Source organism: Gracilibacillus suaedae (genome assembly GCF_017599345.1).
Lineage (GTDB): Bacteria > Bacillota > Bacilli > Bacillales > Amphibacillaceae > Gracilibacillus > Gracilibacillus suaedae.
In genome coordinates this window covers 49,234-61,734 of record NZ_JAGFVL010000021.1, presented here as the reverse complement: position 1 = coordinate 61,734, position 12,501 = coordinate 49,234, and the positions used below count along the sequence as shown (strand labels likewise).

Genomic DNA, 12,501 nt, shown 5'->3' with positions numbered 1-12,501 from the left:
CGTAAACTTCCCATTGTGTTAAGCTTCTACAACATGAACTCTTATCGTACCTGTTACTTCTGGGTGGATTTTGACCGGTACGTTTGTATAACCTAATGAACGAATTGGTTGATCTAATTCAATTTTACGCTTGTCCATTTTAATTTGATGATCTTTCTTTAGTGTTTCAGCAATTTGTTTACTTGTAATGGAACCAAATAAACGTCCGCCTTCACCAGATTTTGCTGTCACTTTCACTTCTAAATTAGCTAATCTTTCTTTTAATTGCTGTGCTTCTTCTACTTCTTGCTGTTCTAATTGCTTCTCTTTATTCTTCTTTGCCTTTAGTGCCTTCATATTTGCTTGGTTTGCTTCAATTGCTAAATTATTTTTCAGCAAGTAATTGCGAGCATATCCATCGGAAACATTTTTTACTTCCCCTTTTTTTCCTTTGCCTTTTACGTCCTGGGTAAAAATTACTTTCATTCTGTTTCTCCTCCCTCATAATATTCATCTATTATTTCTTTCAACCATTCATAGGCATCGATTACTGCCATATCATCTAATTGTGTAGCAGCATTCGTCAAATGACCGCCACCATTCATTTTTTCCATAATAACCTGGACATTGACATCTCCCAGTGACCTAGCACTGATACCGATACGCCCATCTTCTCGTTCTGAAATCACAAAGGACGCTTCAATGCCAGTCATCATTAACAAGGTATCTGCAGCTTGAGCAATAATGACAGGGCCATATCTCTCTCTTGAATTCCCTACAGATATTGCAATATTACCACGGTAAATATTCGTATTCTCAATTAATCTGCTTCGTTTTACATAAATATCCAAATCTTCTTTTAAAAACTTCTGGACTAAAACGGTATCTGCACCTTTGGATCGTAAATAGGAAGCAGCATCAAATGTTCTTGATCCTGTTCGTAAGGTAAAGCTGTTCGTATCTACAATAATACCTGCTAATAATGCTGTTGATTCTAACATATTTAAAGAAAGCTTACTAGGCTGATATTCCAACAATTCTGTTACTAGCTCTGATGTCGAGGAGGCATATGGTTCCATATAAACGAGTGTAGGGTGATCAACAAACTCTTCACCTCGACGATGGTGGTCAATCACTACCACATGTTCCGTCTTATGGACTAACTTTTCCTCTTGCACCAAGGAAGGTTTATGGGTATCGACCACCACTAAAAGGGTGTCCTTCGTTACGATATCTAATGCCGAATCAGGGTCAATAAAATGGGACCACAATTCCTCACTGTCTTTCATTTCATCTACTAATCGCTGTACCCCTGTATTAATATCATTCTCATCTAAGACAATAAAACCTTCTACATCATTCGCCTGTGCTATTTTTAACACACCGATGGAAGCACCAACGGAGTCCATGTCAGGAGCTTTATGCCCCATTACTATAATTTGGTCGCTTTCTTTGACTAATTCTTTTAAAGCATGAGAAATAACCCTCGCTCTTACCCTCGTTCGCTTTTCCATCGGGTTTGTTTTACCACCATAAAAACGTACTTTTCCAGTAGTATCATCTTTAATAACAACTTGATCTCCACCTCGACCAAGCGCCAAGTCAAGGCTGGATTGTGTTAGCTCACCCAAACCTGGTAATTCTTCACTTCCTAATCCGATCCCAATACTTAAGGTTAATGGTACATTTTTATCGGTAATTAATTCACGAACTTCATCCAAAATTTCAAATTTTGATTTCTCTAAATCAGCCAAAATCTTCTGATTCATGACCGCCATAAATCGCTCTTGTGATGTTCGTTTTAAATAGATCCCATGCTCATTCGACCAATTGTTTAAAATAGATGTAACCTGTGAATTAATTTGACTTTTGGCAGTATCATCCATATTTTGCGTAATTTCTTCATAGTTATCCAAAAAGATAGTACCTAAAACCGTTTTTTCATTCTGGTATAGCTTGTGAAGTTCTGTTTGTTTCGTTCGGTCAAACAGATATAATAATTTTTCTTCTTTTTTGTTATATACTTGTAAATCATATTGATCAATCGTTAGCCAAAATGTTTCCTTATCATCTTTTAAATAAGAAGAAATATCTTCCGATAAGGTGTCAAGATGATCACCGATTAATGAGTCCGTTTCGGTAAACTGATTCATATAAGGATTTGCCCACTCTACCTGATGGTCGTCTCCGTATAATATAATCCCTATCGGCATCTCTAACAGGGCTTCTTCACCGACTTTTTTGACACGATAAGAAAGTGTTGATATATATGCCTCTGTTTGGTCCACCAGTTGCTTTTCCCGCTTTATACTATGGTACAATGATATGGAAAACAGAACGGTCATCACAGTACCAATAATCCAATGAAAATAAAAGAGAAATATTAATAGCACAAAGGACAGTACATATATGCCTATGATATGCCTCCCCATTGCAACTGGTTTATCTTTAATTTTTGGCATTGTTGTCAGCTCCTAACTAAAGTCCCTTTACTTTGCCATTCTTTTTCTTAACTCAAACCCTAAATCAATTATACCTAAGATTCTCATCAAATAAAGACCCATAAACGGAAAAAATATAATGAGAAGGATACTAATAACTGGTAATGCAACAGACTGCTTCTTCGTATGAGTAAAAAAGAAGATAAATGACAATCCTTGTAAAGCCATTAATATTCCTGCTAAATGATACACATTCCATATTATAACAGATGGCATCGTAGAAAAGTCCGCTTCAACAAAAAAGGAAATAAGTAACATCACGAAATATATCCATAACATTACCTTTGGCAGATTAAAACTACGAAAAGGCGGAAAATGATAACGCTCTTCTTGTACTTTATTGATTACTTTATAGCATATCCATTGTGTTAATATGGCAAAACCCATGGAAACAACTACTAATATCACCGGCAGTAACTGCAGCATATTCATCATTTCTTGTCGTATGACGCCAAAATCCTGATGCGCCATACCTATTGCCTGAAACATGTCCTCTGTCATCTGGATGGAATCATCCACCGTATTTTCAAAAGCATTCATAATCGAAAACTGAAGCACTACTTCAATATAAGCGTAAATAAGCGTCAGTCCTAGAACAAAACCGGCCGTTCCTTTCGCCCATGTTTCATATGGATGCTGTTCTTGCTTTATTGACCATCCAATCATAGCCCCACTTATTAAAGCTAGCATTGTTAGTGGAAATGAGAACACCGGCACAACGAAGAAAGAAAAAGATAGCAACAGAAGCATGCCAATTATCGTCCACTTAATAGGATAATTTTTCATTAGCAATATAACTGGAATGGGCAGCAAAACGAGTGTAACCATTTGTATAAATGGGATAAGTATTGTGATTAACAAAAGAAGTAAAAAGCTACCTACATATATAAAAAAGTCTTTCCTTACTGGTTGCTGATCCATGAGAAACCACCTTTACTACTCTAATTGATTGAAAAAGCACAGCAAGAAAGCGCTGTGCTTTTTCATCGTACACTTTTACTATATTAATTATATACGAACAATATATCTTCGACAAATTAAATCGTCTTTCTAATGATTTAGTTGCCTTAATCCCTTATAATGTATATAGAATGATTAGAGGAGGAGCACCAGATGATAAAGACGATTATTTTTGACCTTGATGATACACTCTTGTGGGACAAAAAAAGTGTCAAAACCGCATTCGAAGAAACTTGTCAATTAGCGAAGCAAAAATATGGAATCGATCCTGAACAATTAGAAGAAGCTGTACGCGCTCAAGCTCGTAAATTGTATCAAGGATATGAAACCTATGAGTTTACCCAAATGATCGGGATTAATCCTTTTGAAGGCCTATGGGGAAATTTCTTAGATGATCATACATATTTTAAAAAAATGGCAGAGATTGTTCCGAATTATCGTAAAGATGCCTGGACAAATGGTTTAAAGCAACTAGGAATAGATGATGAAGAGTTCGGTGCTTACTTAGCAGAACAATTTCCTGAAAACCGTAAGAAAAATCCATTCGTCTATGAAGAAACGTTTTCTGTCTTAGAAAAACTGGCGAGCGATTACCAATTAGTCATGCTAACGAACGGTTCGCCAGATCTACAAAACACTAAATTAACGATCACCCCAGAACTAAAAGATTACTTCGATCATATTATTATCTCTGGTGGATTTGGCAAAGGAAAGCCTGACCCAAGTATATTTGAACATGCTCTGGAAACAGCTGATGTAACCAAAGATGAAGCAATCATGGTCGGTGATAACTTGATGACAGATATCCTAGGTGCCAATCGGACAGGGATTCAAAGCGTCTGGATCAATCGAGAAGATAAACAACCAACAGAAGTAGAGCCTACTTATCAAATTAAACATCTTGATGAATTGTTTGCGATTTTAAACAAATAATGCATCAAGAAAAAGAAGGTGTCAGCATCGATTCAAAAATTTCCGGTTGAACCATAGCAGAATCTCAGAATAAGAGCTATATGTAACAGGAAGAAATTAAGATATAGTAGCAAAGATTTTTAAGCAAAACATCAAACCCCCATTCCAACAGAAGCGTCACACAAAATGGTAATAAGGACAGAGAGATTTCATATCTCTCTGTAGATGTTTTTTGTTTTGTTATATAAAGAATTGAATGACATAAAATTCACAAATTTGATAGGTGTACACCAAAGAAATAATAACAAGAAATGAACCTAACACCAACTGGATTTTGTCCTTTTTGTTTTTCGTATATCTATACAGAAGAATGTACCAAAACATAAGCAATATAGCAGGTGTTCCAAGAAATATCCATGCTGAAATCTCTTCTATAGGTGTGGGGATCAAGGTCGTTAGAAATAGACTATACACTGTAAAGATACCTGAAAGAAATAAACTGATAAAGGTACAATTTTTAGCTGGATGAATTAACTGTATCTTATCTGCTTCCGGTTTCAAACTTAGAAAACGCCAAGTATAATCACTGAGCCACAACCCACTTAAAGCAAGAGGAAACACTAATATAAATATGTTGATCTTTCCAACAAATCCTGCACCAAATATTACAAAAAAGGACAAGAAAGAAAGGGCAATAAGAGCAATAAAATAACCCATATGGATAAATCGTACCTTCACAATATTCATCCCCCTGTTTTAAATTATAAGAAAGTTCTCTTGTTAGAACAGAACTGCTGGATTCGACTGCAAGGGATGTTTTCCTTTTCAACATGTTTTAAAGAAAAACATCACATCACTGGCAATTTCGTAGGGTTTTCTATCAACTTTTATGATTTACTATCAACTTCTACTAGTTTTCTATCAACTTTACACAAATCAGCCTTTTAAAGAAAAAAGAGCTCTTCAACATCGAAGAGCTCTCATCTATTGGATTTTTTACAGTTCCATAGCAGTCAATTTTTCGATTTCTTCAAATTCATTCAGTGCTTCCACATCTGTTTCTTCTAAATATTTATCAACCGTTAAGATCATAATTGCTTCGCCACCAACATCAGAACGACCTACTTGCATAGCTGCAATGTTAATTCCACGTTCTGCAAGCAAGCTACCTACTTTTCCGATTACCCCTGGACGGTCATTGTGCTTAATGACAACAAGGTCGCCTTCTGGTACTAGATCGACCGTATATGCATCAACTTGGACAATACGTGGCCCTAAACCATTCAATAAAGTACCTGCGATAGACCGTGTCACTTCTTTTGTTTTCACTTCCACTTTTAAGAGATTTGTAAATCCTTTCGATGTAGAAGATTTATTTTCGTTAACTTGAATACCTCTTTTTTCCGCTAAGTAAGAGGCATTTACATCATTTACGTGGTCACCTAAATGACGTTTTAATAAACCTTTAATTGTATTTCTTGTTAATGGTGCTACTTCAAGCTCTGTTAATTCTCCTGAATAAGAGATATTAATTTCTTCAATAACACCTGGAGTTAAATAGGTTAAAAATGTACCAAGTTTTTCAGATAGATGGAAATATGGTTCGATTTTATTCATCAATTCTTTCGGTACAGATGGTAAGTTCACCGGATTTTTCGCTACATCTTCTGTTAAGTAACGAACAACGTCATGACTAACATCAATTGCTACATTTTCTTGTGCTTCTACTGTACTAGCACCTAAGTGAGGTGTCGCAATAACTTCTGGAAGCTCTAATAAACGATGATCTGTTGCAGGCTCCTCTTCAAATACATCAAGCGCTGCTCCCGCTACTTTACCAGATTTAATCGCATCATATAACGCATCCTCATCAATAATACCACCGCGAGCACAGTTAATAATACGGACACCGTCTTTCATTTTTGCGAATGCATCTTTATTGATCAAATGCTTGGTTTCTTTAATTAATGGTGTATGAACCGTAATGAAGTCAGATGCAACGATCACGTCCTCCACTGATCCAAAATCAACACCAAGCTTGTCTGCTCTTTCTTTTGTTAAAAACGGATCATAAGCAATAACATTCATTCTTTGACCTTTCGCACGTGCTGCTACTTCTGCACCGATACGTCCCATGCCAATAACACCTAGTGTTTTACCTTTTAATTCTACGCCGACATGGGTTTTACGATCCCATTTCCCATTTTTCAATGCTACAAATGCTTGTGGTATCTTTCTGGCTAATGACATGAGCATCGCAACCGTATGTTCAGCTGCAGAGTTCGTATTACCATCTGGTGCATTTACGACAATAACTCCGTATTCCGTTGCTGCACTTAAATCAATATTGTCAACCCCAACACCTGCACGACCTATAATTTTTAATTTAGATGCTTGGCTAATAATATCTCGCGTTACTTTTGTTTGACTTCTTACCAATAAGGCATCATAATCCCCAATTTTTTCTGTCAACTCATCAGGAGATAAGCCGGTATCAATATCGACTTGAATATTATCTGCTTCACGTAACGGTTTAATTCCATCTTCACTCAACGGATCGCTAATTAATACTTTAAAAGTCACAGTTGTCCCCTCCAAAAAAATGATATTTCTTATAAAAAAAGCATCCAGCTTGCTGAATAAGTGAAACACTTCACTTATATACACTTTCTATTAATTAATATTATTATAGCACTTTTGAACTTTAATAAATAGAATTGAATTGAGAAAATTTCGACACTTTTGTTTTCTGGAACATGTCTATTTTTAAAGTTTTCTCTATCATAGCAAATAAAAAGAGAATGTCAATACAAAAAAGCAAATATCCATCGAGATTGTTCGTCTTTTAAGTATTTATTATTATTTAATTTACTATTGAAGCTTTTTCTTGATTCAAAACACGAACATTGAGGTTGAGAATAAATGAATGTATACTATTTGTGTGGATGTCAGGGTCGAGCTATTCTTCAGAGATTCTGTTATTAGTGGGATAACTAAGAAATCGAGCTATAAACATAATAGGTTTTCCTGATATTAAGTGGACCGATATAGATTGTGATTGTTCGATTGGTGAAGTCACTTTAGTTCCTCAAAGCCAATCAATGCACAGTTTGATCCTTTCCGACCTAATAAAAGAGCTTGAAGCATCACATAGCTTCAAGCTCTTACACATTTATTAGTCATTTACGTAAGGTAAAAGCGCCATTTGACGAGCGCGTTTAATTGCCTTAGTCAATTTACGTTGATATTTTGCAGAAGTTCCCGTTACACGACGAGGAAGAATTTTTCCACGCTCAGAAACGAAACGACTTAATAAACCAACATCTTTATAGTCGATGTGTGTAATACCGTTCGCTGTGAAATAACACACCTTACGACGCTTTGCGCGACCACGACGAGCTGCCATAATCAAAAACCTCCTTTAATTTAAAATGGTAAATCATCATCCGAAATATCGATAGGCTCTCCACTATCCTGGAATGGATTACCGCCATCGTTATTTCCTTGATTATTTTGATTATTATTGTTTTGGTTAAATTGATTTTGATTTGCTTGACTCGGTTGGTTCTGATTTTGATTATATCCTTGAGATCCTTGTGCGTTAGGTTGTCCACCAGTTGATCCACCCTTAGATTCCAAGAATTGAATCGATTCTGCCATTACTTCTGTCATGAAGACTCGCTGACCTTCTTGATTATCAAAACTACGAGTTTGAATACGACCATCTACACCGATTAGACTTCCTTTTCCCATGTAGTTTGCAAGGTTTTCCGCTTGCCTTCTCCATGTGACACAATTAATGAAGTCTGCTTCTCGTTGTCCTTGCTGATTAGTAAAAGGTCTATTACAAGCTATGGTAAAATTAGCTACGGCAACGCCATTTGGTGTATAACGTAAATCAGGATCTTTCGTTAACCTGCCGACAAGCACGACACGATTTAACATCAGAACCACTCCTTATTATTGATCATCTTCACGAATTGCCATGTGACGTAAAATGTCATCAGAGAACTTCGCTTGACGATTGAATTCGTTAATAGCTGTTTCATCACCTGTAAAGTTAATGATTACATAATATCCATCACGATAGTCGTTGATTTCATAAGCAAGACGTTTCTTACCTACTTCTTCAACTTTTTCAATTTCCGCACCATTATTCGTAAGGTAACCGTTAAAACGCTCGATTAGAGCTGTTTGTGCTTCCTCCTCGATATCTGGGCGGATGATGTACATGATTTCATATTTATTCATCCGTTTACACCTCCTTTTGGTCTTGACGGCCCTATTTCTGAGAATAGAGCAAGGAGTAATAGTCTCATTACTCACAATAAGATATTATATCAATTTTCCTTCTCTAATGCAAACAATATTTTGCATGTAACAAGTGATCCTGCTATACGTTAAATCGGAAATGCATCACATCTCCATCTTTCACCAAATACTCTTTACCTTCTAATCTTACTTTTCCTTTTTCTTTCGCAGCTTGTTCAGAACCTGCTTCAACTAAATCATCATAAGAAACTGTTTCAGCACGAATAAATCCTTTTTCAAAGTCACTATGAATAATACCTGCTGCTTGAGGTGCTTTGATTCCTTTTTTAAACGTCCATGCTCGTACTTCTTGCTCACCTGCTGTAAAGTATGTTGCTAAGCCAAGCAAGTTATAAGTTGCCTTAATTAGTTGATCTAGCCCTGATTCAGCAATTCCTAACTCTTCCAGGAACATTTCTTTTTCTTCTCCATCTAATTCGGCAATTTCAGACTCTACCTTGGCACTTACCACAATGACTTCCGCTTCATCTTTAGCAGCAAAATCTTTTACAAGCTGTACATATTCATTGTTATCTGCTTCTAATAATTCATCTTCCCCAACATTAGAGACATACAATACCGGTTTACTTGTTAATAAGTGTAGACCTTTAACAAGCTTTTGTTGCTCTTCGGTAAAAGATACCGCACGTGCTGGCGTTTCTTCTTCAAAAGCATCCTTTAACTTCGAAAGTACTTCAAATTCAGCCATTGCTTCTTTGTCTTTCTGTTTTGCCATTTTTTCTACACGCTGTATTCTTTTGGAAACAGTTTCCAAGTCGGCTAAAATAAGCTCTAAATTAATGGTTTCAATATCGGAAATAGGATCTACTTTTCCAGAAACGTGGGTAATATTTTCATCTTGGAAACAACGAACAACGTGACAAATTGCATCTACCTGGCGAATATGTGAAAGAAACTGATTACCTAGTCCTTCCCCTTTACTCGCACCTTTTACAATCCCTGCAATATCAGTAAATTCAAATGCTGTAGGGATTGTCTTTTTGGGTTTTACTAATTCAGTTAGCTTCTGCAACCTTTCATCTGGTACTTCTACAATTCCTACATTCGGATCTATCGTACAGAAAGGATAGTTTGCCGATTCTGCACCCGCTTGTGTTATTGCGTTAAATAACGTTGACTTACCCACGTTAGGTAAACCAACAATTCCTGCTGTTAATGCCATGTTAACTTTCACTCCTTAAGGATTCCGTCCATATGAACGTATCAGTCATACCAATTATAGTGATACTTTTCCAAATTGACAAGTTATTAAAAAACGAAAATCAAGGGCTCTAACCCCTTGATTTTCCAATTTCCCTCTATTGAAAAAATGATTTCTTAGCTTTTAGCATACTAGAAAAAAAGATTTTGTTTCACGTGAAACATTTTTATGATAATTATTTCATTCCTGATGTTCGAGTACTCGTTTCATTTTTTGTTCGAATCGTTTACGTGGTAACATGACACTATGCCCACATCCTTCACACTTAATTCGAATATCCATGCCCATGCGAATAATTTTCCAACGATTCTCACCACATGGATGGGGCTTTTTCATTTCGACTACATCATTTAACTGAAATTCCTTGCGCTCCATGTTATCACCTCAATCTTACACGATATTATGGTACCTATTATATTAGTTTTTTTTATAAAAAGGAAATAGTAAGATAGCACAAAGTAAATATAAATTGACAATTCCGTAAATCGGATATAGAAATTCAATTAGTGTGGAGAAACCAATAATTGTTAACGGCGTGAGAATAATTAATAAAAATACTGTAATTTGCCATAAATGATATTTTAAAAAACGACCAAGCCTTGTTACTAATCCTAAAACACCTGATATAGCTGTTGTAAATATAGCACACCATAATAAAATTGTCATCATGATATACGTATAGTTGGGATAATTCTTCAATATTGCAAATAAAGGTATTTCATATAAAATGATGACCTCAGATATTTGAATTAAAGAATTATTATATAAAAAAGAGATAATTCCTAGAATCAAGCCACTACCAACACTTGCGATCACTATTTCACCATTTGATTCAATCTTTTCCCCTACCGCTCCTAAAACAGCGAGAATCGATAAGATATTTAAAGCTGTAAATGTAAAAGCAGCTGTCCAGTTTGCTTGATGGTCTAAAGATAAAATGAAGGTTAGTTGTTCATCTATTGAATAAATGACTAAAATCGATAATAAGCCAATGATTAATAAAGGTAGAAGGATGACGTTAAAAGTGAGCACCCCTTTAATACCTTTAATAAAAATTAAAATAATAAAAACAACAATAAAGAGAATGCCAATCCATTTGGAAAGTTGAAAAGCTTCAAAGGTTGCACCACTGCCTGCAATCATAATTACAGTGGTAGACATAAGGTAGAAGAAAATCAAGATATCATAAAAACGCGCAATACGCTTTCCAAGAATAATCTCCAATAATGCGTAATAATTAGATGTTTGGTGTTGATAACCAACTTTCATTGTAATTGCTATAGAACAAATAAATAATAAGGTAAATAAAAGAATAGCTAGTCCACTTTCATGGCCAAAAAATTGCCATAATTCTCTGCCTGAAGCATACCCTGCCCCAACCATTGTTCCTATAATTAAGAACATCCACTTCATACCCGATTTCCACATATCTTTGCCTCCAAAAAAGCTTTAGATATATTAAAAATATGCGACGTGGGACAAAGGTATGAACAAAAATTCCGGCACTTTTAAAGCCAATAACCAGACAAAACCAACCCGATTGTCAGATATGAAATAGATACAAACTGAGGAATAATGAAAATTTATCTAGGTGCTGAGCGGACATTTAGTGCGTTATTTGAATGAAAAACGCCTGTTTTCCCATGTTAGCGGACATTGAATTCCTTATTTGGCTCATTTCGGCTTCCATTAGCACTATTTTCAATGAATAGCGGAATAGATGTCCGCAACCACCATAAAAACGGCACTTTTGTCGCAAATAGCGGAACAATTGTCCGCACTCTGCCCAGACTTACTTGGAAGTCCACACTATTTCGCAGTATTTGGATTTCGCTCATGCTATAAAACCATAACTGAAATAAAAGATAATAAATACAAAAATAGCGGGGAGGAAGTCTCCTATTTTTATTTTGGTAATGTTAAGAATATTTAAGCCAATTGCTAATATTAATAAGCCTCCTATTGCAGTTACCTCATTGATAAATCCATCTAAGATAGATTGCGGGAGCCAATTATTAATTTGTACCGCTAGTAATGCAATCGATCCTTGATAGAGAATAACTGGTATTACCGAAAAAATGACGCCATATCCTAATGTTGTGGTTAACACCATTGCCATGAAACCGTCTAAAAACGCTTTCGTATATAAAACTTCATGATCCCCTCTCAATCCACCATCCAATGCACCGACAATGCTCATGGCCCCAATGACAAAAATTAAAGTAGCCGTTATAAATCCTTCTGTAAGATTTCCATTGCCATCCTTGCTTATTTTACCTTCTAGTTTTTGCCCAAGGATATTTAATTTATCTTCCAAATGTACACCTGTACCAATAATAGAGCCTAGTAATAGACTTAGCAAAATTAAGATAATATTATCTGCTTGGATCGCCATTTGAATACCAATCAGTGCTACTACTAAACCAATTCCTTGTAAAGCGGTGTTTTTAACTCTTTCAGGGATATTGGAAAAAATAAGACCAATAATGGTACCTATAATAATACATAAACCATTTACTAATGTTCCTAATAAAGCCATGATGCCTCCACCTTCACCTGTAGAATAGTTTCACATGAAAAAGCCTGATCATTTGCACCCGCAAACAATCAGACCAA

General features: G+C 35.8%; 13 protein-coding genes. 1 reads left to right on the top strand and 12 read right to left on the bottom strand.

Annotated features, from left to right (window positions below):
• Nucleotides 1–18: 18 nt before the first annotated feature.
• The 3 genes from rplI to J5J03_RS05770 are packed head-to-tail and all read right to left on the bottom strand — an operon-like array spanning nucleotide 19 to nucleotide 3,401.
• Entirely contained in the window at nucleotides 19–465 is a 447-nt protein-coding gene (gene rplI, locus J5J03_RS05780; RefSeq protein WP_208587202.1) for a 50S ribosomal protein L9, read from the bottom strand.
• Complete coding sequence (locus J5J03_RS05775; RefSeq protein ID WP_269435789.1) at nucleotides 462–2,441, bottom strand: DHH family phosphoesterase; 1,980 nt, start codon at nucleotides 2,439–2,441, stop codon at nucleotides 462–464. Before J5J03_RS05775 ends, rplI begins: the two co-directional genes overlap by 4 nt.
• 27 nt (nucleotides 2,442–2,468) lie before the next feature.
• On the bottom strand, nucleotides 2,469–3,401 hold the full coding sequence (locus J5J03_RS05770; RefSeq protein ID WP_208587200.1) for a YybS family protein: 933 nt from the start codon (nucleotides 3,399–3,401) through the stop codon (nucleotides 2,469–2,471).
• A gap of 192 nt (nucleotides 3,402–3,593) precedes the next feature.
• Between J5J03_RS05770 and J5J03_RS05765 the strand changes: the two genes are divergently transcribed.
• Complete coding sequence (locus tag J5J03_RS05765) at nucleotides 3,594–4,373, top strand: HAD family hydrolase (RefSeq protein ID WP_208587198.1); 780 nt, start codon at nucleotides 3,594–3,596, stop codon at nucleotides 4,371–4,373.
• 219 nt (nucleotides 4,374–4,592) lie between these two features.
• On the opposite strand, the gene J5J03_RS05760 is transcribed toward J5J03_RS05765, so the two are convergent.
• From J5J03_RS05760 to J5J03_RS05720, 9 genes are all read right to left on the bottom strand, one after another.
• Complete coding sequence (locus J5J03_RS05760; protein WP_208587196.1) at nucleotides 4,593–5,090, bottom strand: hypothetical protein; 498 nt, start codon at nucleotides 5,088–5,090, stop codon at nucleotides 4,593–4,595.
• Nucleotides 5,091–5,348: 258 nt separating this feature from the next.
• Nucleotides 5,349–6,935 carry a phosphoglycerate dehydrogenase gene (gene serA, locus J5J03_RS05755; RefSeq protein WP_208587194.1) on the bottom strand — a complete coding sequence of 529 codons (1,587 nt, stop codon included), beginning with the start codon at nucleotides 6,933–6,935 and terminating at the stop codon, nucleotides 5,349–5,351.
• Between the two features lie 592 nt (nucleotides 6,936–7,527).
• The gene (gene rpsR / locus J5J03_RS05750; RefSeq protein ID WP_018934413.1) at nucleotides 7,528–7,758 is read right to left on the bottom strand and encodes a 30S ribosomal protein S18; all 231 of its coding nucleotides are present in this window, start codon (nucleotides 7,756–7,758) and stop codon (nucleotides 7,528–7,530) included.
• A gap of 20 nt (nucleotides 7,759–7,778) precedes the next feature.
• Nucleotides 7,779–8,297 carry a single-stranded DNA-binding protein gene (ssb, locus tag J5J03_RS05745; RefSeq protein WP_018934414.1) on the bottom strand — a complete coding sequence of 173 codons (519 nt, stop codon included), beginning with the start codon at nucleotides 8,295–8,297 and terminating at the stop codon, nucleotides 7,779–7,781.
• A gap of 15 nt (nucleotides 8,298–8,312) precedes the next feature.
• Nucleotides 8,313–8,603: a 30S ribosomal protein S6 gene (gene rpsF, locus J5J03_RS05740; RefSeq protein ID WP_018934415.1), complete on the bottom strand. Its 291-nt coding sequence runs from the start codon at nucleotides 8,601–8,603 to the stop codon at nucleotides 8,313–8,315.
• A 142-nt stretch (nucleotides 8,604–8,745) separates the two neighbouring features.
• The gene (gene ychF, locus J5J03_RS05735; RefSeq protein WP_018934416.1) at nucleotides 8,746–9,846 is read right to left on the bottom strand and encodes a redox-regulated ATPase YchF; all 1,101 of its coding nucleotides are present in this window, start codon (nucleotides 9,844–9,846) and stop codon (nucleotides 8,746–8,748) included.
• Between the two features lie 219 nt (nucleotides 9,847–10,065).
• A complete protein-coding gene (locus J5J03_RS05730; RefSeq protein WP_018934417.1) occupies nucleotides 10,066–10,260 on the bottom strand; it encodes a DUF951 domain-containing protein in 195 nt (64 codons plus the stop codon).
• A gap of 42 nt (nucleotides 10,261–10,302) precedes the next feature.
• The gene (locus J5J03_RS05725; RefSeq protein WP_208587192.1) at nucleotides 10,303–11,313 is read right to left on the bottom strand and encodes a YkvI family membrane protein; all 1,011 of its coding nucleotides are present in this window, start codon (nucleotides 11,311–11,313) and stop codon (nucleotides 10,303–10,305) included.
• A gap of 406 nt (nucleotides 11,314–11,719) precedes the next feature.
• Nucleotides 11,720–12,424: a DUF554 domain-containing protein gene (locus J5J03_RS05720; protein WP_208587183.1), complete on the bottom strand. Its 705-nt coding sequence runs from the start codon at nucleotides 12,422–12,424 to the stop codon at nucleotides 11,720–11,722.
• Nucleotides 12,425–12,501 lie beyond the last annotated feature (77 nt).